The sequence below is a fragment of the Mucilaginibacter rivuli genome, from assembly GCF_019391655.1.
Lineage (GTDB): Bacteria > Bacteroidota > Bacteroidia > Sphingobacteriales > Sphingobacteriaceae > Mucilaginibacter > Mucilaginibacter rivuli.
Genome location: NZ_JAHXPQ010000011.1, coordinates 1 through 26350 on the forward strand (window position 1 = coordinate 1; position 26350 = coordinate 26350).

Annotated in this window: 17 protein-coding genes and 1 riboswitch; of the genes, 9 read left to right on the plus strand and 8 right to left on the minus strand. The window is 41.4% G+C overall.

Features of this window, described 5'->3' with window-relative positions:
• Nucleotides 1-143 precede the first annotated feature (143 nt).
• Both KXQ82_RS19380 and KXQ82_RS19385 read right to left on the minus strand, forming a co-directional pair.
• Nucleotides 144-1745, minus strand: a complete 1602-nt coding sequence (locus KXQ82_RS19380) for a S8 family peptidase (RefSeq protein WP_219490392.1) — start codon at nt 1743-1745, stop codon at nt 144-146.
• Nucleotides 1746-1810: 65 nt separating this feature from the next.
• On the minus strand, nt 1811-2578 hold the full coding sequence (locus tag KXQ82_RS19385; protein ID WP_219490394.1) for a GDSL-type esterase/lipase family protein: 768 nt from the start codon (nt 2576-2578) through the stop codon (nt 1811-1813).
• A gap of 100 nt (nt 2579-2678) precedes the next feature.
• Between KXQ82_RS19385 and KXQ82_RS19390 the strand changes: the two genes are divergently transcribed.
• Nucleotides 2679-3275: a cupin domain-containing protein gene (locus KXQ82_RS19390; RefSeq protein ID WP_219490396.1), complete on the plus strand. Its 597-nt coding sequence runs from the start codon at nt 2679-2681 to the stop codon at nt 3273-3275.
• A gap of 205 nt (nt 3276-3480) precedes the next feature.
• Nucleotides 3481-6711, plus strand: a complete 3231-nt coding sequence (locus tag KXQ82_RS19395; protein WP_219490398.1) for a T9SS type A sorting domain-containing protein — start codon at nt 3481-3483, stop codon at nt 6709-6711.
• A gap of 82 nt (nt 6712-6793) precedes the next feature.
• On the opposite strand, the gene KXQ82_RS19400 is transcribed toward KXQ82_RS19395, so the two are convergent.
• The 4 genes from KXQ82_RS19400 to KXQ82_RS19415 all read right to left on the minus strand — a co-directional run bounded on the left by KXQ82_RS19400 (nt 6794) and on the right by KXQ82_RS19415 (nt 12004).
• Nucleotides 6794-8005 carry a homoserine dehydrogenase gene (locus KXQ82_RS19400; RefSeq protein WP_219490400.1) on the minus strand — a complete coding sequence of 404 codons (1212 nt, stop codon included), beginning with the start codon at nt 8003-8005 and terminating at the stop codon, nt 6794-6796.
• 5 nt (nt 8006-8010) lie between these two features.
• Entirely contained in the window at nt 8011-9060 is a 1050-nt protein-coding gene (locus KXQ82_RS19405) for a homoserine O-acetyltransferase family protein (protein ID WP_219490403.1), read from the minus strand.
• 52 nt (nt 9061-9112) lie between these two features.
• Entirely contained in the window at nt 9113-10432 is a 1320-nt protein-coding gene (locus tag KXQ82_RS19410; RefSeq protein WP_219490405.1) for an O-acetylhomoserine aminocarboxypropyltransferase/cysteine synthase family protein, read from the minus strand.
• A gap of 241 nt (nt 10433-10673) precedes the next feature.
• Nucleotides 10674-10783: riboswitch (SAM riboswitch) on the minus strand.
• 99 nt (nt 10784-10882) lie between these two features.
• Nucleotides 10883-12004: a trans-sulfuration enzyme family protein gene (locus KXQ82_RS19415; protein ID WP_219490407.1), complete on the minus strand. Its 1122-nt coding sequence runs from the start codon at nt 12002-12004 to the stop codon at nt 10883-10885.
• A 195-nt stretch (nt 12005-12199) separates the two neighbouring features.
• Here KXQ82_RS19415 and KXQ82_RS19420 point away from each other — a divergent pair, with 195 nt between their 5' ends.
• The 6 genes from KXQ82_RS19420 (at nt 12200) to KXQ82_RS19445 (ending at nt 23506) form a co-directional block, all read left to right on the plus strand.
• On the plus strand, nt 12200-14734 hold the full coding sequence (locus KXQ82_RS19420) for an MG2 domain-containing protein (RefSeq protein WP_219490409.1): 2535 nt from the start codon (nt 12200-12202) through the stop codon (nt 14732-14734).
• 1 nt (nt 14735) lies between these two features.
• Nucleotides 14736-18323, plus strand: a complete 3588-nt coding sequence (locus KXQ82_RS19425; protein ID WP_219490411.1) for a carboxypeptidase regulatory-like domain-containing protein — start codon at nt 14736-14738, stop codon at nt 18321-18323.
• Nucleotides 18320-20818: an MG2 domain-containing protein gene (locus KXQ82_RS19430; RefSeq protein WP_219490413.1), complete on the plus strand. Its 2499-nt coding sequence runs from the start codon at nt 18320-18322 to the stop codon at nt 20816-20818. Before KXQ82_RS19425 ends, KXQ82_RS19430 begins: the two co-directional genes overlap by 4 nt.
• Nucleotides 20819-20911: 93 nt before the next feature.
• Nucleotides 20912-22105, plus strand: a complete 1194-nt coding sequence (mqnE, locus tag KXQ82_RS19435; protein ID WP_219490415.1) for an aminofutalosine synthase MqnE — start codon at nt 20912-20914, stop codon at nt 22103-22105.
• Nucleotides 22106-22133: 28 nt separating this feature from the next.
• Entirely contained in the window at nt 22134-22766 is a 633-nt protein-coding gene (locus KXQ82_RS19440) for a histidine phosphatase family protein (protein WP_219490417.1), read from the plus strand.
• Complete coding sequence (locus KXQ82_RS19445; protein WP_219490419.1) at nt 22763-23506, plus strand: menaquinone biosynthetic enzyme MqnA/MqnD family protein; 744 nt, start codon at nt 22763-22765, stop codon at nt 23504-23506. Before KXQ82_RS19440 ends, KXQ82_RS19445 begins: the two co-directional genes overlap by 4 nt.
• Here KXQ82_RS19445 and KXQ82_RS19450 read toward each other — a convergent pair.
• Nucleotides 23503-23862, minus strand: coding sequence for a response regulator transcription factor (locus KXQ82_RS19450; protein ID WP_219490421.1), 360 nt, complete (start codon nt 23860-23862; stop codon nt 23503-23505). The two genes, KXQ82_RS19445 and KXQ82_RS19450, sit on opposite strands and share 4 nt — an antisense overlap.
• Before the next feature lie 514 nt (nt 23863-24376).
• Here KXQ82_RS19450 and KXQ82_RS19455 point away from each other — a divergent pair.
• The gene (locus tag KXQ82_RS19455) at nt 24377-24886 is read left to right on the plus strand and encodes a hypothetical protein (RefSeq protein WP_219490423.1); all 510 of its coding nucleotides are present in this window, start codon (nt 24377-24379) and stop codon (nt 24884-24886) included.
• Nucleotides 24887-25150: 264 nt separating this feature from the next.
• Here the strand turns inward: KXQ82_RS19455 and KXQ82_RS19460 are convergent, their stop codons facing one another.
• On the minus strand, nt 25151-26332 hold the full coding sequence (locus KXQ82_RS19460; RefSeq protein WP_219490425.1) for a tetratricopeptide repeat protein: 1182 nt from the start codon (nt 26330-26332) through the stop codon (nt 25151-25153).
• Nucleotides 26333-26350: the final 18 nt, after the last annotated feature.

Consider the following 26350-nt stretch of genomic DNA (forward strand, 5'->3'; position numbering starts at 1 on the left):
TCCCCTTTTCGGGGACGACGTGGCAATCTCAGCGATAGGTCTCAAATGGATAGGAATTAAAAATACAATTTCCAACCACAATAACCACAAAAAAGGCCCCAACAATCAAGTCAGGGCCTTTCAACATATTCAATACAAATTTCTTACATCGATCCGGCTAACTTCAATGCATCATAAGCATTAACTATTCCACCGGTAACACACAGATCGGTAAACGGAATTTTTTTAATTTGCTTACCATCTGTTACTGTTACATCATGGGTTACAGGTACAACTGTTTTCAGGATGATATCTTTTACCTGCGCGGCAGTTAACTTAGGGTAATACTCACGAATCAATGTAGCTAAGCCAACTACCACAGGGCAAGCCATACTGGTGCCGCTGTATTCAGCGTAAGTGCTGCCCGGAATGGTAGAGTTGATGAGTACGCCCGGTGCAAATACATCCACCGATTTTTTACCATAATTAGAGAAACTGGCTTTCAGCTTATCATTATCTTTAGGGCCCGAAGCGCCAACTTCTATCCAGTTAGCAGCAGTACCGCCATTGTTTTCGTAAAACTTGTTAGGGAAATTATAAACACCATCGGCATCCAGATTTTTATTTTCGTTACCTGCCGCGTGGATGATAAGCACATCTTTGCTCATAGCAAATTTCACGGCTTCGTCTACCACAGCTTTGTCCCACGAATATCCTTTACCAAAACTCATGTTAATTACCTTAGCGCCATTTGCGGCGGCATAACGTATGGCATTGGCCACATCTTTATCGCGCTCATCGCCGTTAGGCACAGTACGTACCGACATGATGATGGCATGATCTGCAATACCCTGTATACCAATATTGTTATCCCTTACAGCAGCAATAATACCCGCCACGTGCGAACCATGGTGCGCATCAGGGCCGTTTACATTGTTATTGCCATAAAAGCGCTCTTTGCTGTTGTTCGGGTCATCGCCAACAATATCGCGGGGGTGAAAATCAAGGTTTACCTGGTAATCAACAATTTCACTGTAATGTGTAATTGCTTCGCCTAAAACTTTCTTTTTATATGCTTCAAAGTCGGCAAATTGTGGTAAGCCTCTAATAACGTTAGCTCTTACATTATTTTGCTCCCTGGTAGTTGGCTGGTATGCCTTAAAGTAATCTAATACAGATGTACCTTGCGGGATATTAGCCGCTATGCTATCCATAACAAATTTGATACGCTTGTAAAAATCAAGGCTGGTCTTGGCATCTTTATATTGTTTTTCTACATCCTCTTTAACTGTTAAATAAAGCTTGTAATCAGCTTTATCTGCAGCGCTCACCGCGGCTTCCGAAGTTACATTGTCAAACTTTGGTTTTAGCTTGCGCAGTATACGGGTAGCCTCAAGGTTTTCATAATTGATCTCGCCATTTGGGCCACCAATAAAATCCCAGCCATGTATATCATCAATATAACCGTTCTTATCATCATCTTTTTTATTACCTGCTATTTCTTTAGGATTTGTCCAGATAACGGCTTTCAAGTCTTCATGGTCAATATCCACACCGCCGTCAATAACGGCGACTACTACAGGCGTAGCTTTTTTACCTTTCAATAATTCCTTATAGGCTTTTTCGGTACTGATACCAAAGGTGGAATCTGTTTTCAGATCCAGGTTTTGCCAGTTTGGCTTGTTGCCCGATTGGCTGAAGCTTACAAACGGCGATACAAATAGCATACCTGCTATCAGGTATATTTTAATTGGGAGTTTAATCATTTTCAATACAATATGTGTTAATGTTGGGGCTAAATATGCTGATAATTTGCTATTTAGTAAAATAACTATAAGATATTTTTGATAGCTGCCCCCCAAAAGTTACCGAGCGCGGCTGCACCTTTTTCGTTTGGATGCAAATAGAAAATGCCATCTTTTCCATTTTCAGCCCAAAAATCAGTAAGGTAATTTGTTTTAAAATATTCATAGCCCTTTTTATCGCCAACAAAAACGTGGCCTTTGTTGGTTTTATTGTATTGGGCTGCCAGCTTATCAATTTCGGGCAAATAGGTTAATATCCTGTCAAAGCCTTCCTGGTTATAGGCAGCACCATTATTATGGGTATTAGTGCTGTACCAAAGCGGGTAATTAATTACAATTTTACAAGTAGGATAGGCCAGCAGCAAGCTATCAGTAATGGTTTTTAGGTTATGGTTGTAATCAGCAGGGGCTACCGGCGCGCCATGCGGGCCGGTTATTGCGCTGTCATTTGTCCCCAGCATTATACTAAATACCAGTTGCGCTTGTTTATCGACATAAAAAGCATCGGCAGCAGCCCTCACTTTATTATAAACCGTGTGGGTTGCGGGTAAAAAATCAACTGTGGTAAAACCGCTCACACCCTGGTTTGAAAACTGCAGCACGCTTATGTTTTGCTGCTTAAGGTATGCTGCGGCAAAATAGGGCGGGGCTTGCGTAGCCGGGTCTTTCAGCTTGGCTCCACGGGTAATACTATCGCCAATAAAAACAACATTAACGCGCTGCTCTTTGGTGATGATCGTAAAAGAACAAAGCATAAACAACAGTAAACCACAGGCAATTTTAATATATTTCATAATTTAAGATTGGGTACAAAAACTTGATAAATATCAGTATTTCTACGCATAGTTATTTCAAATACTAATATCTACCTTCGTTTTATTACATCCCCGGTTAATGAATATTCAGTCATATATTTATAGTGGTATACTTGAACAGTATTGCCTTGGAATGCTAAACGATGACGATGCAGCGTTTGTTGTGCAAATGACTATGCTTTACCCGGAAGTTAAAAATGAGTTAAGTAGTATTGAACAGGCATTTGAGTATTTTGCGCAGGATGGCGCTATAAGAGTTAGCCCTAAGGTACGTGCCAATATTATTAAAACCATTGAGCATACTTTCTCTGACGCGGTACTGGATATCAATAACCTTCCCGAAATTAAAAAGACATCAAACCTTGAGGCCTGGTATAAATGTGTTGAACCTTTAATACCTGTGGTAGTTGAAGATTTTAACCTGCAGGTTTTGCGAAGCGAGGGCGGGCTTACGCAGATGCTGGTGGTATCGCGTATCGATGTGCCTGAGGAATCGCATGGAGATGTTTTTGAAAGCCTGTATATTTTACGTGGAACCTGCGAATGCAGTATTGGCGACAAAATAGTGAGGATGGAAGCCGGCGATTATATTGATATACCGCTGCATGTTGAGCATAACGTAAAAATAGTATCGCCCTATGTAGTAGCTATTGTTCAGCATAAGGCTGTAGCATAGTAGAATATCAACCATATTTACATACTACCTCAGGCGAAGAGGGGGTGGCCCGGCAAAGTAACGACCGGGTAAGTTACACGCTCAATACATTTCACCCAATGAATTTAAATTAAGTTAAAATTAATTTTTGTTCAACTTTTATTTCATTTCAACGTAAGATATCGCTGAAATCGTTTCGCTAATTTTACCATTAAGATTTTCTGCCATGTTTAACATTTACCTCAAAAGCCATAGCAAGTTACTGTTATCCATAGCGATGGTATTACTTGCTGTTATTAAAAGTTCGTTTGCGCAAACAGAACAGCGTTTAAGGTTTTCGCAAATTACAGTAAGCCAACAAACCGGGCAGGATTATTCGCCCTGGCTAAGCGATAGTTTAGATAGTTTGGTGCAGCCCGCCTGGACAGGCAATAGCGTTTGGGTGGATATTACCTTAAAGCTGCAAACGCCCGGTAAGATCACAAAGCTGTCTTTATATGATTTCCAGGGGACTTGCCCTGATGATCCGGCTTTGATATATGCATTAAAAGGCACTCAAAAAACCTTGCTCTATACCTTTACAGGGCCTAATTACATGGTTTTTGAGGATACTGTTTTTACCACACCAATTGATGCCGACGCTATTGTTGTACATAAGTTTGGTAACGATATACCGCAAAAGGTATTTGTATCTGGTTATCCTACCGTTTTGGATACCACGGTAAGGCAGCTTACCTATACAGGTACTATCCCCAGCCAGCAAACCGGGCAGGATTATACGCCCTGGCTAAGTAACAGCCTGGATAGCCTGGTGCAGCCCGCCTGGACGGGCAACAGTGTTTGGGTAGATGTAAAGCTGCCGTATGCGCACCCCGTTAAAATAACCAAACTGTCGTTGTATGATTATGAAGGCGTTTTTACAGAAGCCCCCGTATTGGTATATGCCTTAAAAGGAACCCAAAAAACTTTGCTCTATACCTTTACAGGACCCAATTATATGGTTTTTGAAGACACTGTTTTTACAAGTCCCATTAGCGCAGATGCTATTATTGTACATAAGTTTGGCAATAGTATTCCGCAAAAGGTGTTCACTTATGGTTATCCCGATACATCGGATACTACAACAATAACACTGCCGCCCGATACAACGATCACACCTGTAGATACCAGCGGAATAGTTAAAATACCTATTGATGGCAAGCGCTGGTACCAGTTAAGCAATGTGAGTTCGGGTCTTGACGGCCTGTTTGATGGAATTTTAGATGCCGACGTGAATACCGGCTATGGGAAACTGATCTCGCATTATGATGCTTATTATCCGGTTGCTCCTGGCGAAAATATCCGGCTGACAAAGGTTAAGTTTTTTAGTTACCATGGTGGTTTCGACCTGCCTTTTACACTTTCCGTGATCAATAGCCATGGGCAAAGGATTACCGTTGGGAGCTTTACCGGTTATCACTACAACAGTTGGGTAGGGCCCTATCCCGACAGGAACCTAAATGGCGATGCTCAATTTATCCTCGATAGTACCCTAACCGATATTAAATACCTGGTTATTAATTGCTGGGGCGGCTATCCTACCGAAATGGAGCTGTACGGGCATTATACGGCACCTAACCCTGTATCGGCTGTAACGCCACGGGCCACAAAGCTTAAACAGATGTTTGGCATTAACGCGTTTGAATGGAATTTTGAAAATGGAGGTATCGATCCAACCCTCATTGATTCCACGTATGTCAGGGCGATAAAAAACTTCACACAGGTGCGCCACTATTTAGATTGGGATAAGCTGGAAGTAAGCCAGGGAAGCTATACTTATAACCCCACCCGTTTGGGCGGATGGAATTACGATGCCATTTATCAATACTGCAAAAATAATGGGATAATGGTACTTGCCGATCTGAAACAACAACCCGAGTGGATGAGCGCCACCTATCCCGATAGCGTAAAAACTTCGGAAAATGTGCCGGTGCAATACGGACGCGATTTTTCTGATCCCGCATCATACATTGAGCAAGCCAAAGTTGCCTTTCAGTTTGTGGCGCGTTATGGCTCCAACGCAACTGTTGACACCGCTCTTTTAAGCGTGAACGGTACGCAAAGATGGACAGGCGACCCGGTTAATTCTGTAAAAAGGGGATTAGGCGTTATTAAATACATTGAATGCGATAACGAGCGCGATAAATGGTGGAAAGGAAGGTCCGGATACCAAACATCGTATGAATACGCGGCTAATCTTTCGGCATTTTATGATGGCAATAAGAATACGATGGGGCCGGGAGTTGGCGTAAAAAATGCCGACACCACCGTTAAAGTAGTAATGGCCGGCTTAGCATTTGCCGATCCATCATACGTGCGTGGCATGGTAGATTGGTGTAAACAACATCGTGGTTATAAGGCAGATGGATCGGTTAATTTATGTTGGGATGTAATTAACTATCATTACTATTCTAATGATGCGGGCACATCGCAAAACGGTCAGTCAACCCGTGGTGCTGCACCCGAAGTAAATGCTACTGCCCAGGTGGCTAAAGATTTTGTGCAAATGGCACACGAGGTTGCCGGCGATATGCCTGTTTGGGTAACCGAGGTTGGTTATGATATTAACCAGGGCAGCCCTTATAAAGCTATCCCGATAGGAACTAAAACAGCAGCACAAACCCAGGCCGACTGGATACTGCGGTCAGCATTATTATACGCCCGCAGCGGGGTAGACAGGATATTTTTTTACCAGTTGTATGATGATAATGCAGCAAACCCGATTCAATTTGGTTCATCGGGCTTAATTAACGATGATAAAACACGCCGACCTGCGGCAGATTACCTGTATCAAACCAATAAATTACTGGGCGAATATGCGTACAAAGAAACCCTTAACATCAATCCATTTGTTGATCGTTATGAGTTGAATGGCAAGTCGGCATACGCGCTTGTTATACCCGATGAGGTTGGCCGTACCGCAGCCTATCAGCTGGATCTGCCCAATGTGGATTCGGCTAAGGTGTATACACCCAAAATTGGGGTCGATAGCATGGAGGTACAATACATTAAAACCGTTGATGGTAAATTACCCCTAACCGTTACCGAAACCCCAATATTTGTTATACCCATACCCGGATCAGATACAACGAGCCATCACATGGCTAATTTTAAAACACAGATCACGAACCAGCCTATGGCCCTTAGCGAAAATGTTGTTAATACATTAAAGTTGTATCCTAACCCTACAAACGGTTATGTAACCATAAGTTTCACCAGCAACGATGTGAAAAATGATGTAAGGATACGGGTATCTGATGGAGGTACCGGGGCACTTTATAAAACCATTAATGCCCACAAATCAGAAAGAGATTTTTTACAAACACTTGACCTTTCGGCTATAGGAGCAGGTGTGTGTATTGTAGAAGTAAAACAAGGGAATATCGTGATAGCGAAGAAAGTGATCAGGGTTAACTAAATATAAGTTAATAAAAAAATAGGCCGCCCGAAAGGGGGAGGCCTATTTTTCTACTAAAGCAATCTGCTACAAAAACTTTAGTTTATATCGTAGCCAATTGCACATCGCTTAGCTCACCGGCAAAAGCAACAAACGCCTTGCTGTTTGCTATATGCTGTTGCTGCGCTATCAGATTTTGCAATTTTACTTTTCCTATCACATATTTAAAATCGCCCGAATAATAACGCTCATAAATAGCATCAAAGCTCAGTGCTTCAACTAAGGCCTCGTCATCATAACGAAGGTAAATGGCTAATTCAATGTCATTGGTAAACTTCAGGTCTTTTACACCGCTTGTTTTTTTATACTCGTACTGATAATCGTAACGCAAGGCTGCAATGTCCGACAATACCGCCGAACCGGTAGGGTGACCGCCGGCTCCCTTACCAAAAAAGAATTGCTGGTCGGCAAAGGCGGCTTGTACCACTACGCCGTTATACTCATTATCAACATTATATAAAAACTCGCTTTGCTTAACAAACTTGGGTAATACAAACATGGCTACATGTTTATCATCCAACTCTTTGGCAACGGGCACTAATTTTATCTTGATACCTTTTTCTTTAGCGTATTGTAATTCGTATGGCGATAGGTTTTGTATACCGATGTTCAGTACATCCTCAGCCTTTACTATAACGCCATAAGCATGCGCTACAGCGATGATCAATTTGTATTTGGAATCATAACCACCAACATCACTAATCGGGTCGGTTTCGGCAAAGCCCAGGTCTTGTGCCTGTTTTAGCGCGGTATCATAATCTAAACCTTCGTTATATACTTTGGATAAGATATAATTTGATGAGCCGTTAAAAATGCCGCTGATAGAGTGCAGCAACTCGTTATCATAATACTCCTCCAGGTTACGGATAATGGGGATACTTCCGCAAACTGAGCCTTCGTACAATAATGATGTGCCGTGCTCCTTTTGTAAAGCGATAAGTTCTTCCAAATGCTCGGCAATCATTTTTTTACTGGCCGAAACTACATTCTTTCCGCTTGTTAACGCTTTTTTTACAATCTGGTATGCTGCATCTGCATCATTGATCAGTTCGACCACGGTATTAATTTCAGGGTCATCCAGAACCACATCTTTGTCGGTAGTGAACAGTTCGGCTGCTAATGTTCTTTTCTTATTCGGATCTTTTATAACGAACTTAACGATCTCGAGGTTCAGGTTTTTGGTGATGATGATATCATGTAAGCCTTGTCCAACAACTCCAAACCCAAATATCCCGATCTTTAATTTTTTACTCATCTAAATTATGCTGTATGCAGTTTTATAATCTTTCCACTAATGTCACCCAAAAAGGTGTCAATTATTTTTGTTAATGTTTCTGTTTCTACTAAAAAGCTATCATGCCCGTATATCGAATCATACTCAACATAAGTAGCGTTCGGTATATGTTTTGCCAGGTATTGCTGCTCCGTAACCGGGAACAAAATATCCGATGTAATGCCTATCACTAATGTTTTAGCCTTCACCAATTCCAAAGCGGCTTCAACACTCTCGCGGCAGCGGCCAACATTGTTGGAGTCCATCGCTTTACTTAAATGCCAGTAACTGTACGCGTTAAAACGTTTTATCAGTTTATCGCCCTGGTAGCTTTGGTACGATGCCGCCTTGTAACCATCAAGCAGTTCGTCGTTATTATCCTGCTGGGTAACATCATAAGTTAAATAGCTGCGGTAGGATAGGAGCGCTATGCTACGCGCCGCTTTAAGCCCGTTGCTGCCCCCATCTGCCTTGCCCGAATAAAAGGTAGGATCGGCACTGATGGCCAGCCTTTGCGACTCATTAAGCGCGATACCCCAGGGCGAATGTTTTGCATTGGATGCGATAAGCACCGAATGCTCAATACGTTCCGGCTGAATGATAGACCACTCCAGGGCCTGCTGCCCGCCTAAGGAACCACCGATGAGCACTTTAATGTTTTCAATACCCAGATCATCGGCCAGTAAAATATGCGCTTTCACCATATCGCGTATGGTAACCTGCGGGAAGTTTTGGTAATAAGGCTGCCCGGTTTCAGGGTCGGTGCTTAATGGGTTTGTTGTGCCATAAGGAGAGCTTAACACATTAGCGCAAACGATGAAATGCTCGGTTGGATTAAAAAGATTATTCTCACCAAAAAGGCCTGCCCACCAATCTAACACATCAGAGTTGGCTGTTAACGCGTGGCAAACCCATATCACATTACTTTTATTGGCGTTGAGCTTGCCAAAAGTATGATACGCTACCTGTAGACCGGCAAAATGCCTGCCCGACTCAAGTTTAAAGTTTTTGGTATATGTAAAAGTATTTAAGCTCATTTATTTTATTGATACCGCCTTGATTAGGGGCGGTATCGTTTTATTAGTTAATTTATGCAAATTCAGGCTCAAACTGCTTTATTGCAGCAAAAGCACCTTCCAGGTCGGCTTTAATATCATCTATATGTTCAATACCAACAGCTATCCGCAATTGGTTTGGCAATACACCCGCGGCCAGTTGTTCCACATCCGACAGTTGTTGGTGCGTGGTTGCCGATGGCTGGATGATCAATGTTTTCGCATCGCCAACGTTGGCCAAATGACTTACCAATTTCAAATTATCAATAAAGCGGCCGGCATTTTCTTTATCTCCTTTGATCTCGAAGGTTAAAACAGCGCCAAAACCATTTTTGAGGTATTTTTTTGCTAATGCATGATGTGGTGATGACTCCAGCCCCGGATAATTTACTTTAGCTACCTGTGAATGTTTTTCTAACCATTTAGCCAGCTCCAGGGTATTATCCACATGGCGCTGTACGCGCAGCGATAAGGTTTCTAACCCCTGTATTAACAGGAATGAATTGAATGGTGATAGCGATGGCCCGAAATCGCGCAAGCCTTCAACCCGTGCACGTATGATAAACTGGATATTGCCAAAAGGTCCATTAACACCAAATACATCGGCAAATACCAAACCATGATAACCTTCTGATGGCTCGGTAAATTGTGGGTATTTGCCGTTGCCCCAGTTATAGGTGCCGCCATCAACAATAACACCGCCAATGCTGGTGCCATGTCCGCCTATCCATTTCGTAGCCGATTCCACCACCACATGCGCGCCATGCTCCAGCGGGCGAAACAAATAGCCCCCGGCTCCAAAAGTATTATCTACTATAACAGGCAGATCATATTTTTTAGCTAAAGCTGATATCTTATCAAAATCGGCAATGTTAAAACCGGGGTTGCCTATGGTTTCAAGGTAAATGGCTTTAGTTTTATCGTCAATCAGTTTTTCAAAGCTTTCTGCGGTATCATCCTTGGCAAAGCGGGCTTCTACACCAATGCGCTTAAAGGCTACCTTAAACTGGTTGTATGTACCTCCATAAAGAAATGGGGATGTAACAAAATTATCGCCAACCTGTAAAATATTGTTCAGCGCAATAAATTGTGCTGCCTGGCCAGACCCTGTTGCCAAAGCCGCAACACCGCCTTCTAAAGCAGCAATGCGTTTTTCAAACACATCGGTAGTAGGGTTCATAATCCGGGTGTAAATATTTCCGAACTCTTTTAGCGCGAACAGGTTTGCACCATGCTCGGCATTTTTAAAAACGTAAGATGTAGTTTGGTACAAAGGAACCGCACGTGAGCCTGTTGTCGGATCGGCATCCTGCCCTGCATGTAACTGTAGTGTTTCGAATTTTAAATTTGACATAATTTGAAATTTTGATTTTTAGAAATTGTATTATTTTAATCGTTTTTAATGTTCAGGTTAAGGTGTGCCTGATGGGGATGTTACGGTATTTAGCAAGCTAAACAGGTGTGTGGGTTAGCACATACAGCAACAACACATATACATGCGACCGCTTGGGGTTTGAACGCAGGTATAAACATTTCGGAATTTTTTCCGGGGATTAAAAAGTTCTAAAAATTGAAACAGCATTTTCATGGTTATACATTTATATTCCCCGGCAATCCATTCACCGGGACAGGATTTGGCACCTTCTCTTTTTGAGGGTTGCCAGTGGGTTAATGAGCCTGATCTCTCGCCACTTCTTTATAAATCAAACCTTGTTGAGGGGAATGATCTTGGTATTCGCTACCAAATAATGTTTCAAATATAGGTCACACAGTGCCAATATTCAAAACTATATTTGGAATAAATTTATAAACTACTGATTGCCAATGAAATATCTTCTATCAAATCTTCAATATTTTCAAGCCCTACAGATACACGGAGCAGGTTTTTAGGCGTTTTACTATCTGGTCCTTCAACCGAGTAACGGTGTTCAATTAAACTCTCCACACCACCCAAACTTGTAGCCTGGGTAAATAACTTAAGGCTGTTTATTACTTTTTTAGCTTCCTCGGCACCGCCTTTCACGCAAAATGACAGCATCCCACCAAAACTGAGCATCTGCTGCTTCGCGATGTTATATTGCGGGTGCGAGTATAAACCCGGGTACATTACCTTTTCAACCTTGGGTTGGTGCTCTAAAAATTGCGCAAGCAATAAGGCGTTACTTACATGGCCTTTCATGCGGTAGGGCAGCGTTTTAATACTGCGTACTAACATATAGCAATCCTGAGGGGAAGGGATGGCGCCACCAAACTCCTGCACCTGCCTTATTTTTTGCCACCAGTCATCTTTCTGCTTGCATATCAGCGCGCCGCCGGTAACATCACTATGCCCGCCTAAATACTTGGTGGTAGAGTGCATCACCATATCGGCACCTAAATTTAAAGGTTGCTGGCACATGGGGGTTGCAAAAGTATTATCCACTACAACCTTTATCCCGTTTTCATGCGCTATCTCTACAACTGCACGTATATCCGTTATCTTTAATAAGGGGTTTGATGGCGTTTCAAGCCAAATTAATGCTGTGCTATCTTCAATATAATCATTAAGCGCAGCCATATCGTTCACATCAATAAAATCGAAAGTTAATATACCTTCAAACAGGTATTTTAGCTGGTTGCGTAAACCGTGGTACATATCATCGGGTGCTATAACATGACTACCCGGGGGCAGCGACTGAAAAACAGCCATCCCCGCAGCATTTCCCGATGAAAATGCAGCGGCAGCAGCACCGCCTTCAAGCTTGGCCAAAACGTTTTCGAGCGATGCACGGTTAGGGTTACTTATACGGCTATAAATATGCCCTCCGGGATAACCACCATCAGCATCGCGCTTAAATGTTGTGGAGAGCGTAACTGGTTGTATAACTGCACCCGTATCGGCAGATGTAACGTTTCCGGCGTGTATGGCAATGGTTTCAATTTTCATATATACTTGTAGATGGCCCTAAAATACAGATTGGTTTTTAATTTAGTTACCCATGCGAACTAAAATGGGTATTTAATTACCGTATGACAACAAATAATTAACAAGCAGGATCATTTTTCTGACTTTACAGTATGTGTATTAACTATTTTAATATGTATTTTTGGTTAAACCTATTCTAAAATCCTGATCATATTAATGCGCTTAACCAAAAGTTACCTGCTTTTTGCCATGCTATTATGTTGTGGCAAAATATTATACGCGCAAAACAAACCAGCACCGTTCAAACTCTTTTTCGAAAAGGTTTACCTCCATACCGACCGCGACCTGTACAGCCAGGGCGATACCATTTGGTATAAAGCCTATTTAATAAACGCACAAAACAACCAACCAATTAACTTAAGCGGCAACTTATATGTTGAATTGATACAACAGGACTCATCGCTGATCCTTAACCGCGAGATTATCCGCATGGATATTGGTGTTGGGAACGGCGATTTTTCATTATCCGATTCTATACCCTCCGGCAAATATAAATTACGCGCCTATACCAACTGGATGCGCAATTTTGGTGATAATTTTATTTTTGAGAAAGAATTGACCGTTATCAATACTGAATTTAAAACAGCTGCACCCGCTGTTGTAAAACAAGCAACAAAGGGTGGTAAAATACAAAAACAAACAGCGGAAAAACCTGTGGTAATAAACAACCCGGTATTGCGCTTTTATCCAGAAAGCGGTTCGCTGGTTGAAGGTGTTAGTGCTATAATTGCTGTAAAGGCTGAAGACCGGATGGGCAAGGGTATACCAGCATCCGGCGCTGTATTAAATACAGCGGGAGATACGGTCGCACATTTCCGTTGCGATATGTTAGGAACGGGCTTGTTTGCCATATTGCCCGTACAGGGGCAGCAATACCATGCCGTTGCGACATCAAACATTAAAAAGGAATTTACCGCCGATCTGCCCCGGCCTTTAATAAAAGGCTTTGCTTTACGGGTAAACCATACCGACTCGGCTTTAACAGTTATTATAAGTTGTAATGATGCACAGCTGGCTGATGCCAGGGGCAAAACGCTCACCTTATCGGGAAAGCACGACGGTAAAACATATTTTAGTAAATCATTGCAAATTACAGAAAATCAAATACTTATAAAAATTTCGAACGAGATTTTCCCGGAAGGAATTACTGCTATCACTTTAACCGACGACCAAAACAAACCACATTGCGAAAGGCTGGTGTATATGCACCATAACGCACCTGCAGTAACTATAAAGGCTGATAAAGCGGTGTACACCTCAAAAGAGAAAGTAACCCTCCACATCAACACCAATAACGAAAAGGCAAACCTGTCAATGGCGGTTGTTGATGCCGGGGTTACACCAGTTGAAGACGAAAACATTGAATCGTACCTGATGTTGAAATCGGAACTTAAAGGAAATATTGAACACCCCAACCGTTATTTTGATACTACCAATATCAATAGGGGAAAGCAGCTTGACCTGTTGCTGATGACACAGGGTTGGCGCGATTTTATTTGGCGCAGGCTGGCCGATACCGCCATCAGGATAAGTTATAAGGCCGAAGACGGCATTGATATAACAGGTAAAGTAAAAAACGAAAACAGTAACAGTCCGCTACCTGGTTTAAATATAACAATGTTTGCATCGGGTAATAAAGGCCCTAAATTACTTGCGGCTACCACGGATGACAAAGGCGATTTCGCATTCTCAAACCTGTTGTATTATGGTGAGGCTCCGGTAAAGCTATCAGCAGTAAATATAAAGGGCGAAAAGAAGGGCACTTTTTTTATGGATACGCTAAGTACTTTACCATTGCCAAATCAAGCGGCGGTCAACCTGGTTAACGCGCCTGCCGATTCGGCGAAAGGTGAATTGGCCGCTGTTATAAAACGGCAGTCAGCTTTAAAAACCGCGAGATTAAACAGCTCAAAACAACTTAAAGAGGTAAAAATCAGATCATCAAAATTTGTTATGGTAAAAAATGGGACTCCTTTTACCACTTGGGGCGCCGACCAGACTTTTGATATTACCTCAAAAGACTATCAGTTTAAAACCCTTGAATGGTTTGTATTACAAAATGTAAAAGGAGCCCTGCAAAGCCCGTCCGATTCGATAACGGGGATAGTTATCCCTGGTGAAGATACCGTAAGCTACCTGGGTGCTTCGTTAAATGGAACTCCCAATATCTTATACCGCTCGAAATCAGTTAAATTACCACCTCAGTTTTTTGTTAACGGTATAGATTATTCTACCGATGATGCTGTAGAAGCCGAAGTGTACCGCAGTACCTATTACCCGCTGCCCATTGATAAATTTAAAAGAATTGTGATAAAGCATGTAGTTGGTAATTTAATAAATGCAAGGAACCCTGCAGCACAGCAAATTATGGTTGACCGCTACTTTATTTACATTACCCTTAAAGAAGATGCCATGGCAGGGTATAATCCTGGTACATTACGCCCCATAATAAATGGATATTACAATAGCCGAACATTTTACAAACCTTTGTATGATAGCATTAAAGACCTCAACAAACCCGATCTGCGTACTACCATACACTGGGAGCCCAATATTAATACCGATGAAAAAGGTAACGCCACCATAAGCTTTTACAATGCCGACCCAAAAACTACGGTAAGGGTAATAGTACAAGGCGTAAAAACAAGCGGCGGACCCATTGTTGGTTCAACAATTTATGATGTTAAATAGCATGCTTAAAAGTACACTATTCACACTGTTCATACTTCTATCCGGCGTCGTTTTAAAGGCCCAGGAGGGGAGCATTACCGGAAAGGTTACCGATGGTAGCACAGGTAAAACAATCGCTTTCGCAAGCGTATTTTTGAGCAATGCAACCAAATCGGCACCAACCAATGCCAATGGTGAGTTTACTTTAACAGGGATACAACCCGGGCAGTATGATGTTGTGGTGTCATACGTAGGTTATAAAACCTATTCGCAAAAGGTGCTTGTTAGTCAAGCACAAATAAAGCTTGATATTAAGCTTAATGTGCAGACAATCAACCTGAAATCAGTTTCAATTAAACCTAAAAAGACTGACAGGGTAGGCGATCTGAAACGCTTTACCGATGCCTTCATCGGCACATCCGATAATGCCCGTAAATGCACCATTGTAAATCCCGAGATCATTGATATTGATTATGACACCGATACCCGTACCCTTGAAGCATCAACTACCGAAATGCTGAAGATAGAGAACAGGGCATTAGGCTATCGGCTCAATATCTTACTAACCAATTTAAAAGTAAACTATACTACCAGCGCGGTAAACTATAACGGCAAGCTGTTTTTTGAAGAGCTGAAGGGTGAACCCGATGAAGTTAAATTATGGAAAGCCAACCGTATGAAAACCTATACCGGTTCGTTAAGGCATTTTTACCGCTCGCTTTATCAAAATGCCACAACCGAAAACGGCTTTGAGATCCACCACGCCGCATCCCATATCAATACGGCTAAAAAGCCTGAAGAGTTAATAACACGTAAACTGAATGAATTAGCGGTTAAAGGTGCTAATGCCGACAGGGATTCCGTACGGTATTGGAAAGTACAGCAATCGTTAGCGCCATACCTTTACAACGTAAACAAATCCATCACTCCCGGCGATAGTGTGATGGAATACAACATGACCCCGGGTTTGTATAACCTTAAGTTCAATAATCATTTATACCTCGTATCAAAAAACAAACAAACCATACGCTCAAACCTCGGTAGTTTTTATACCTGGACTATACTCAAACTGAATAAAAACATGGCTCAGTTTGACCATAATGGAATTCTGACGAATGATGCTGACGTTACTTATGAAGGTACACACCTCGAAAAAATAGCCGACCAATTACCTTACGATTTTGTGCCCGATAACGAGCCTAAGAGTAAAATACTAACCCAGGTAAAGGATACCAAACCAAAATTGTTCTTCGAAAAGATATACCTGCATACCGACCGCGAGCTTTACACCCAGGGCGATACCATTTGGTACAAAGCGTATTTGGTTAACGCGCAAAACAGCCAGCCAATTGGTATCAGCGGCAATTTATATGTGGAGTTGATACAGCAAGACCCGGCACAAATAGTAAACCGCGAAATACTCCGCATGGAGCAGGGTACCGGCAATGGCGATTTTACCTTGCTGGATTCTATCCCATCAGGCAAATACACTTTACGCGCCTATACCAACTGGAGCCGCAATTTTGGCGATAACTTTGTTTTTGAAAAAGAATTGACCGTATTAAATACAGCTATCACTAAAACAGATGCTGTTTTTAAACCCGAAAGCCCTGTCAGCAAAACATCGGCGCAGTTAAACTCAACGTTCCAGGCTGCAGTAAAAGCCCCGGTGGTACGTTTTTACCCCGAAAGCGGCTCGCTGATCGAAGGTGTAAGCTCAATAGTAGCTGTAAAGGCCGAAGATAAAAATGGTAAAGGCACAGCGGCAAAAGGCAGCGTCATTAATTCGGAGGGAGATACAATTGCGCGATTTAATTGCGATACATTGGGCTTTGGCATGTTTGCCATGTTACCAACAAGTGGCCAGGTTTACCATGCCGGCATCAGCAGGCAAAATAAAAACATATCTGTTGACCTGCCTGCGATACTCACAAAGGGGCTTTCCTTACGGGTAATGCAAACCGATTCGTTGGTGAGTGTTATTGTAGGCTGTAATGATGCTACCCTGGCTGATATTAAAGATAGGAAATTTACTTTGGCAGGAAAACATGCCGGTAAACCCTGCTTTATAAAAAACATACAAATAACAGAAAATCAAACACTTATTAAAATATCAAATAATGTTTTCCCTGAAGGTATAACAGCTATAACATTAGCCGACGACCAAAGCAAACCGCAATGTGAGCGGCTGGTATATGTCCATCAAAACACCAATACGACCGGTATAGTTATACAAACCGATAAATCAGCTTATCATCCCAAAGAAAAAACAACAGTACATATTAAAACAGGTAGCGATAATGCAAACCTGTCTATGGCTGTAGTTGATGCGGATGTGGTACCCGTACAGGCAGAAAATATCACGTCGTATCTTATGCTGCGTTCGGAGCTCAAAGGAGAGATAGAAACCCCCAACAGATATTTTGATACCACTAACATTAACCGCAAAAAACAGCTTGACCTGTTGCTAATGACCCAGGGCTGGCGTGACTTTGTGTGGCGAAGGCTTGCCGATACCGCCATCAGGATAAGTTATAAAGCTGAAGATGGCTTTGATGTATCGGGCAGAGTACGACAGAAATTTGGCAATAAATCTATTAAAGATGTAAACATTACCCTAACCGCGTTTAAAGCAAAGGGCCAGAAGATTTTTACTGCACGTACCGATACCGGTGGCAGATATGCCATTAACAACCTGCAGCTATATGGGCCACAGGATGTAAAACTTACTGCACGTAATGATAAAGGTGTACGGTCGGGCTGGTTATTAATGGATTCGGTAAATAACCAGCCGCTACCGGTATATGCAAAGCCGATTGTTGAAATTGATACCACATCGGCAATTGTTAAAGCTATCAATCAGCGGGGATTTGACCGTACTAAAAACAGCATGAAGAACGGTATTAAGCTAAAAGAGGTTAAGATTAAGGAGAAAAAGCGGATATTTTTACAAAGCGGTGCAGTAGGTACCGAATTTGGTTATCCCGATCTGGTATACAAAATCACAAAAGAGGATCAGGTTTTTCCAACTTTAGCAAAATGGCTGGAGTATACAATACCTGGTATTCGTGAAACTCCAGAAGGAGACGCAGTAAAGTTGAGCGGTCCAGGGGGTGGCCCTTCTATGTCGGCAATGATAGTGGATGGACGCGAGATCGGGCCGGAAGGCTTGGGTTTAGATGAAGGAGTAGCGATAATGAGGCAGCCATACTATAATCTGGGTATGGACAAATTTAAGACAGTACTTTACAGGCACCTGGTTGGTATGAGCCAAGATGGTGGAATAATAAACATTTTTGTACTTTATTTAACCCTGGTACCTAACGCCTTGGTTAATAAAGATTTCGGTGCAGAAATAGCCGGTGTTAACGGATATTACCAGGCACGTACTTTCTATAAACCATTGTATGATACTACTAAAGATTTAGGCAAAGCCGATTGGCGTACCACCATCCATTGGGAACCCAACATTATTACCGATGCCAATGGCGAAGCAACGGTAAGCTTTTACAATGCTGATCCGAAGACGAAGGTAAGGGTAGTTGTGGAAGGGGTGAGCACCACAGGTGGACCTGTAAATGCAAGTTATATTTATACCGTAAAACCATGATTAAGATAAAGATATTTTTAATTCACACGGTATTAATTTTCTGCGCCTTTACCATACATGCGCAGAGTAAAACAGTACCTTTTAAACTGTTTTTCGAAAAAGTTTACCTGCATACCGACCGCGACCTTTACACACAGGGCGATACCGTATGGTTTAAGGCTTATTTGGTTAACGCGCAAAATAACCAACCCATAGGTATTAGCGGTAACTTGTATGTCGAACTGATCGCTCTGGATTCTGCCAAACTGATCAATCGCCAGGTCATTCGTATGGATTATGGCACAGGCAACGGCGATGTGCAATTACCCGATTCTATCCCTTCGGGCAAATACATGCTGCGTGCGTACACCAACTGGATGCGTAACTTTGGCGATAATTTTATTTTCGAAAAGAATATCAGTATACTAAATAATGCAGCTAACCAACCTGTTAGCATACTTGTTAAAAACAACATCAATAAAGTATCCGAACTATTGAACGTTAAAATAAAAGCGGCGGTAAAAACACCTGCTATACGCTTTTATCCAGAAAGCGGTTCATTAATTGAAGGTGTAAGCTCCATTGTGGCTGTAAAGGCTCAGGATAGTTTTGGTAAAGGCATACCGGCGTCTGGCGCTATATTAAATTTATCTGGTGATACCGTAGCGCATTTTAACTGTGATACCCTGGGCATGGGCCTCTTTGCTTTGATGCCGCTATCAGGGCAAAAGTATCACGCCCAAATAACCACCAAAACAAGCAAAGGGCTCTCGGTTGATATCCCTCAACCATTATTAAAAGGCTTTGCTCTTAGGGTATCCAGTACCGATTCTTTAGTCGGCATCATTATTAATTGTAATGATGTTCAACTTGCCGACGTTGGAGGGAAGATTTATAATATTTCGGGCAAGCATGCAGGCAAATCTTACTTCAATAAAAATTTACAAATATCAGATAAACAAATACTTATTAAAATACCAACGCAATTATTGCCTGATGGGATAACATCCATCGCATTAACCGACGATCAGAACAAACCACAGTGCGAGCGCCTTGTTTATATCCCGCATAAAACTAAACCCTTAACTATTACAACCGATAAAACAGGGTACAAAAGTAAAGAAAAAGTAACCGTTCAAGTTAAGGCGGGCGAAAAGGCAAATCTGTCCATGGCTGTGGTTGATGCGGGAATGGTGCCTGTGCAGACGCAGGATATAGTATCGTACCTCGCTTTACAATCGGAGATAAAAGGTAATATTGAACATCCCGAAAGGTATTTTGATAGTACAAATGTAAACCGGAACAAACAGCTTGATATGTTGCTGATAACGCAAGGCTGGCGCGATTTTGTTTGGCGCAAGCTTGCCGACTCAGCGTTGAGGATAAGCTATAAGGCCGAAGATGGTTTTGATGTATCGGGACGTGTACGTCAAAAATTCGCCGATAAATCCATCAAGGATGTAAACATTACCCTAACCGCGTTTAAAGCAAAGGGCCAGAGACTTTACACCGCCCGCACAGATACCAGTGGCCGGTATGCCATTAACAACCTGCAGCTATATGGGCCACAGGATGTAAAACTTACTGCACGAAATGATAAAGGCGTACGGTCAGGCTGGTTATTAATGGATTCGGTAAATAATACACCACTACCAGTATATGCAAAGCCGGGGGTTGAAATAGATACCACATCGGTAATTGTAAAGGCAGTAAACCAACGTAGTTTTGATCTTACCAAAAGCAGCATGAAGAACGGCATCAAGTTAAAAGAGGTAAAGATCAAAGAGAAAAAGAAAATAGTATTAAGCAGTGGTGTATCTGCTACCGAGTTTGGTTATCCTGATATGGTCTATAAGATCACAAAAAAGGATGAGTTTTTTGAATCCTTAGATAACTGGCTGGTACATAATGTACCTGGCATAACCGTATCGCCCGACCAGGGAGTTATATTAAACGGCCTCGGAGGTGGGGCATCCACATCTGCCGTAATAGTGAACGGGCGCGAGATAGAGCCGCCACTAGGTAAATGGATATTAGACCCTCAAAATAAAATAGATGTGCTATTTACAATGGATGATGCCGACAGAATGATGCAGCAAACCATCAGACAGCCCTATTATGATTTGAGCATGGATAAAGTGAAAACCGTAATATTCAGGCACCTTGTAGGGTTAGAACCTGAATATGGTAAAACAATAAACGTTTACCTGCTTTATCTAACCTTAGTACCTAATGCTCTGGATAACAAAGATTTTGGAGCAGAAACTGCCAGTGTAGACGGCTATTACCAATCCCGAACCTTTTACAAGCCACTTTACGACAAATCAAAAGATCTCAATAAAACAGATCTGCGTACCACCATACATTGGGAACCCAACATTATTACCGATGCCAATGGCGAAGCCACCATAAGTTTTTATAATGCCGATCCTAAAACTAAAGTGAGGGTAGTGGCAGAAGGAGTGAAGGCATCAGGAGGTAGCGTTACGGGCAGTGTTGTATACAAAGTGAACTAAGCATTTTGTCACCCCACTGTATGTTTAAACATTGTTATGCGCTAACCCGTGCTTAACATTATCCTTTTTGTTAACTTTGGGCAAATTTTAAAGATGGATACTGCATCAAAATTACAGGTGTTATTAAATGATCCGCATTTAAGCCCCGAACTTAAAAACATCGCCCAAAAGGTTTACAATAACAAGCGTATTACTTTTGACGAAGGTGTTTTATTATACGAAAAAGGTGAATTAGCCTACCTTGGCACCTTAGCCAATTACATCCGCGAAAAGCGCCACGGTAACCATACATACTTCAACCGTAATTTTCATATCGAGCCTACAAACCTTTGCGTTTACGATTGTAAATTTTGCTCGTATTCGCGCTTAATTAAAGAGCGTAGCGAAGGTTGGGAATACACTATGGATGAGATGTTCGACATTATAAAAAAATATGATGGCGAGCCTGTAACCGAGGTGCATATTGTTGGCGGTGTGTTGCCGCAATATGATGTTGCCTTTTACAGTGAGTTGTTCACCCGCATTAAAAAACACAGGCCCGGTCTGCATGTTAAAGCATTAACACCTGTAGAATACCATTACATCTTTAAAAAAGCTAAAATTGATTATGCTACCGGTATGAAGCTGATGAAAGAAGCAGGCCTCGAATCAATTCCCGGCGGCGGCGCAGAGATATTCCATCCCGAAATACGCGAGCAAATAGCTAAAGACAAATGCACCGGCGACCAATGGCTTGCCATACACGAGGAATGGCATAAGCTGGGTATGCGATCAAACGCGACAATGTTGTACGGCCATATTGAGCAATATAAACACCGTGTTGACCACATGGAGCAACTACGCCAACTGCAAGACCGAACAGGTGGCTTCCAAACTTTCATCCCGTTAAAATTCCGCAACCAGGATAATCAGATGTCGCACGTGCCGGAAACAACTGTAGTTGAGGACTTGCGCAATTACGCCATCGCGAGAATCTATCTGGATAATTTTGATCATATAAAAGCCTACTGGGCCATGATAAGCCGCACTACGGCACAGTTATCGCTTAATTTTGGTGTAGATGATATTGACGGGACATTGGACGATACCACCAAGATCTATTCGATGGCAGGAGCAGAGGAACAGCACCCGGCCATGTCTACCAAACAATTGGTTGAGTTGATAAAACAGGTTGGCCGATACCCTATTGAACGGGACACATTGTACAATGTAATTACCGATTACAATGATTTCGAATTTCCTGACGAGGTAAAACCTCAGTTTTATAAATTACCGGTGATCAACTAATTAAAGTTGGTGACTACTCACAATAACAATGGTTCAAAAAACACTATACATCATTCGCCACGGGCAAACTGATCTGAATAAACAAGGCGTTATACAAGGCCGCGGCATTAACAGTGATTTGAATGATGCCGGCCGCAAACAAGGCGCTGCATTTTTTAATACTTATCAGCACATCGCTTTTGATAAGATCTATATTTCTGAGCTTAAACGTACACAACAAACCATACAACAATTTATTGACCTGGGTATCCCATATCAAAAATTAGCCGGGCTTGATGAGCTGGCCTGGGGGATTTATGAAGGCCATGCCGCCACACCCGAAAACAGGGTGATATTTAAACAGGTAATGACCGACTGGCAGGAGGGAAGGCTCGATTCGAAATTTGAAGGAGGGGAGAGCCCTAACGAAGTTGCCACCCGTGAAAAAGAGGCGCTTGACGAAATAATGAGTCATCCTGACGAAAAAACAGTGTTGATATGCATGCACGGCCGTGCCATGCGTTTGTTTTTATGCCTGCTTACGGGTTTGCCATTGACCAAAATGGATGAATTTCCGCATCAGAACGTTATTCTGTATAAAGTGACTTACGATGGTTCGCGTTTTGAAATAACCGAATCGAATAATTCCGAACATTTACAAAACCTGCCCGCCGATCTGTGAAAAAGATAAGAATATCCGCTGTTAGCTATACTAATACCAAACCCTTTATTTACGGCCTGCAGCATTCGGGCATACTCGATAAAATAGATCTTAGCTTAGATACCCCGTCAGATTGCGCCCAAAAGCTAATTGATGACCGTGTCGATATAGGCCTTATTCCAGTGGCTGCAGTGCTTAATATCACTGAATGGAACATCATATCAGATTATTGCATCGGAGCCGTTGGAGCTGTTAATTCGGTATTTATTTTTAGCAATACGCCAATACAGGATATCAGGTACCTGCAATTAGATCCGCAATCACGTTCATCAAACAACCTGGCTAAAGTTTTATTAAAAAACTACTGGAAGCTAAATCCTGAGCTGATTGTTAATGCGCCGGAATACGCTCAGCTGCCTGACGATCGAACCGCCTTTGTACAAATTGGCGACCGCACATTTGGCAAAAAAGATAAATATACTTTTGTTTATGATTTGGCCGAAGAGTGGCAAAAATTTACCGGCCTGCCCTTTATGTTTGCCGGTTGGATAGCCAATAAGCCCATTCCGGCTGATTTTATTGCCGATTTTAATAAAGCGCTGAAGCTTGGTTTAGATTGCCGCCAGGAGTTATTTAAAGAGTTGCCTGTATTTGAGAATTTTGATATTGAAGATTACCTGATGCACAAGATCGATTTTAATATCACTGATGATAAATTAAAGGCGATGCAGTTGTTTTTGAAACTAATACAGGAGCTTTAGTGCAGTTGTTTTTCGATCTTATCTAACAGGTGCGAAATATCAAAAGGTTTAGCAATATAATCATCAGCTCCCGATGTTTTTACAGATTCTGAAATATTAGGCGTTGCGGATATCATGATCACAGGTATGCCTGATGTTTTATTGTTCGATTTTAGCTGCTTGCATATCTCTCTGCCGTCTAAACCAGACAACATTACATCCAATAGTATCAAATCCGGTACATGTTCGTCTATTTTATTAAACACTTCTTCACCCTTGGGTGTAGTGTCTATGTCATACCCCGAATACTTTAAAAGTTCGGATAGGGCATCCAAAATGTACAGGTCGTCATCAACGGCAAGTATTCGTTTTAGCATCGGCTTTTATTTGGTAAATGATATATATACATACACATGGTACTATTAACATAAATTAAACAACCAGTCACATCAACAAAGCCGAATACATTTAGTTCAGTTTCATCAAAAATAAAAAATAGTTTATCAGATTTAATAACTGGAAAAACTCTATCCAGACTTATTACTAATCAATTTTTGTACCATATACATCCTGAAAATCTAAAATTGAAAGTAAAGGCTATCTGTCAATAAATAATAGGGGAGAGCAACTATCATTATTAATGATAATGAGCCCATTAATCAATAGTTGCAGTAAAATTATTTAGTTTTTATGATAATTTACTATACAATAGGGATAAGATTTCACAAACTTTATTGAGAATTTCAAAAAATGAACACGGTTAAATCAATAAATTTTAACAAAATCAAAGAAATAATCTTTTCATTATCAAATATTCATAAAAATTCAATTATTCTTGATAATTTAATAACACATATGTACTTTTGTTATGTAAATTAAAATTTGAAAAACATGAAAAAAGTATATATCACAGCATTATTGATCAGCAGCTTATCAATAAGCGTTTTTGCAACGGATGGCGGAAAAAAAGATAAAGCAAAAGCAGAGACAAAAGTGTCAAGTACTGTATTAAATCAGTTTACATACGAGTTTAAAGATGCGCAAGCTGTAACCTGGGTAATAGATGGTAACTGCCAAAAAGCATTATTTACCTACGAAGGTACTGCGATGACAGCATTCTACTCACTCTCTGGCGAGTATATGGGTGTAACCAATCCAACAGCATTTGCTAAAATACCGGCCGACGCGCAAAAAGAAATTTCTTCAAAATATAAAGAGTACACTATTGGCGAGGTGATCGAGTTTCGTCCGGCAGCAACTAACTCAGCAAGCATCTATAGCTTTTCAAGCTATTCTAACGATGAGAAAGTTTATTTTGTTGATCTGAAAAATGACAAAGAAGAATTTTTATTGAGAGTTACTCCAAATGCATCAGTTTTCTTCTTCAAACAAGTTAAGTAACAAACTCCTAATTCACTATAATATAAAGCCCTGGCACAACCTGCCCGGGCTTTTTTTGTTTTAAAACAAATTCATTTGCGCACTTTCAGGTGGCTGCGCTTTGGCAAATAAAGTTCTGCTATCGTACCGCCATGAATCATCGCGTTCTTTTTTGAATCAAGCCTTTCTTAAAGGAATTCTTGTTTACTTATTTCTTATAATTAATATTATGTTAAGTAAATACATCGAAATAAAGCCCCGGTATATCTCCGGGGCTCCTTCTCTTTATTTTAGCGCATCAATTTTCTTTTGTGTAGCAGTAGCATTAACAAAATCCTTCTTACCTAAATAACAGTTTTTAAGGTTATACAATGCATCGTATGATGTTGGCCTTAGCTCTACAGCTTTTAGCAGAACCGGTTTGGCAAGGTCAAATGCGGCACTGGCTTTTTTCATAGTCTCGTCGTATTCCTTTTGCTTGTTAGCCGGTAATTTATTGGCAGCATTATTTAACGTAATGGCCGGGCTTAATAAAACATAACCAAGGTTTAAAGTTGCCTCGAAATAGTTAGGATCGATCTCGATCGCTTTTCTGTACGATTCTTCTGCCTTAGCTAAATTACCCGCAGAGTTATAAGCCAAACCGGCGTAATAATACAATGTTTTATTTTTAGGGTCGGCAGCAACAGCCTTCTCTATTTTAGCTATTACCTCTTTGGCTTTACCTGTTTGCAGGTTCAATTCAATTTCTCTTTTTGACAACGCACCATCGTTAGGAAATTTCAATGCTCCCTCTTCAACAATTTTTATTGCCGTTGCGGTATCTTTTTTTGAAAGGTATATGTACGACAGGTCTGAGTATACCGTTGGGTTTTTAGAGTAATTTGTGGTTAATAGTTTCTTGTAATTTTTAATGGCCTCATCATACATTTTAGCATTAGTTGCCGATAAGCCCGTCAAGTATATTGCGCTGGTATCATCAGGCCTAACCGAACGGAAAAAATCAAATGAATTATAGGCCGCTTCATACTTACCACCCTGGTATTGTTTAACACCAAGGTTGTATTTAATAACGATGAGTGTTTGATACGCGTCATCTATCAGCTTTTTGTTTTCTGCTTTGGTATCTGCTGCTTTGGCTTTTGTTAAAGCCTCTTCGGCTGTAGCAAATAAGGGGGTTTGCGTACTTGGAACGGTATCGCGATATGCTAAAGCAGCATAAATAGCCCCTTTAACAGCATAGGTTAAAGGTAATGTAGCTGTTTTGTCGTTCGCGGCAGCTTTATCGATCGATGTTTTTGCATCAGTAATAGCTGTGGTTGCCATTACAGCAAAGTTTTTTTGCTTATACAAGCCCATGTATTTGTTATACTGCTCCTGCGCGTTAGTTAACTCTCCTTTTTGTGCAAAAACAGAGCTTACAGAAACCAGGCTTACCAACCCGATCATCAAAATTTTAATTTTCATAGTTTTAATTTTTCTTGT

What these genes read in the sequence shown, in the direction of transcription:
- KXQ82_RS19380 (WP_219490392.1), bottom strand. Translation starts at nt 1,745, where the DNA reads ATGATTAAACTCCCAATTAAAATATACCTGATAGCAGGTATGCTATTT.
- KXQ82_RS19385 (WP_219490394.1), bottom strand. Translation starts at nt 2,578, where the DNA reads ATGAAATATATTAAAATTGCCTGTGGTTTACTGTTGTTTATGCTTTGT.
- KXQ82_RS19390 (WP_219490396.1), top strand. Translation starts at nt 2,679, where the DNA reads ATGAATATTCAGTCATATATTTATAGTGGTATACTTGAACAGTATTGC.
- KXQ82_RS19395 (WP_219490398.1), top strand. Translation starts at nt 3,481, where the DNA reads ATGTTTAACATTTACCTCAAAAGCCATAGCAAGTTACTGTTATCCATA.
- KXQ82_RS19400 (WP_219490400.1), bottom strand. Translation starts at nt 8,005, where the DNA reads ATGAGTAAAAAATTAAAGATCGGGATATTTGGGTTTGGAGTTGTTGGA.
- KXQ82_RS19405 (WP_219490403.1), bottom strand. Translation starts at nt 9,060, where the DNA reads ATGAGCTTAAATACTTTTACATATACCAAAAACTTTAAACTTGAGTCG.
- KXQ82_RS19410 (WP_219490405.1), bottom strand. Translation starts at nt 10,432, where the DNA reads ATGTCAAATTTAAAATTCGAAACACTACAGTTACATGCAGGGCAGGAT.
- KXQ82_RS19415 (WP_219490407.1), bottom strand. Translation starts at nt 12,004, where the DNA reads ATGAAAATTGAAACCATTGCCATACACGCCGGAAACGTTACATCTGCC.
- KXQ82_RS19420 (WP_219490409.1), top strand. Translation starts at nt 12,200, where the DNA reads ATGCGCTTAACCAAAAGTTACCTGCTTTTTGCCATGCTATTATGTTGT.
- KXQ82_RS19425 (WP_219490411.1), top strand. Translation starts at nt 14,736, where the DNA reads ATGCTTAAAAGTACACTATTCACACTGTTCATACTTCTATCCGGCGTC.
- KXQ82_RS19430 (WP_219490413.1), top strand. Translation starts at nt 18,320, where the DNA reads ATGATTAAGATAAAGATATTTTTAATTCACACGGTATTAATTTTCTGC.
- mqnE (WP_219490415.1), top strand. Translation starts at nt 20,912, where the DNA reads ATGGATACTGCATCAAAATTACAGGTGTTATTAAATGATCCGCATTTA.
- KXQ82_RS19440 (WP_219490417.1), top strand. Translation starts at nt 22,134, where the DNA reads ATGGTTCAAAAAACACTATACATCATTCGCCACGGGCAAACTGATCTG.
- KXQ82_RS19450 (WP_219490421.1), bottom strand. Translation starts at nt 23,862, where the DNA reads ATGCTAAAACGAATACTTGCCGTTGATGACGACCTGTACATTTTGGAT.
- KXQ82_RS19455 (WP_219490423.1), top strand. Translation starts at nt 24,377, where the DNA reads ATGAAAAAAGTATATATCACAGCATTATTGATCAGCAGCTTATCAATA.
- KXQ82_RS19460 (WP_219490425.1), bottom strand. Translation starts at nt 26,332, where the DNA reads ATGAAAATTAAAATTTTGATGATCGGGTTGGTAAGCCTGGTTTCTGTA.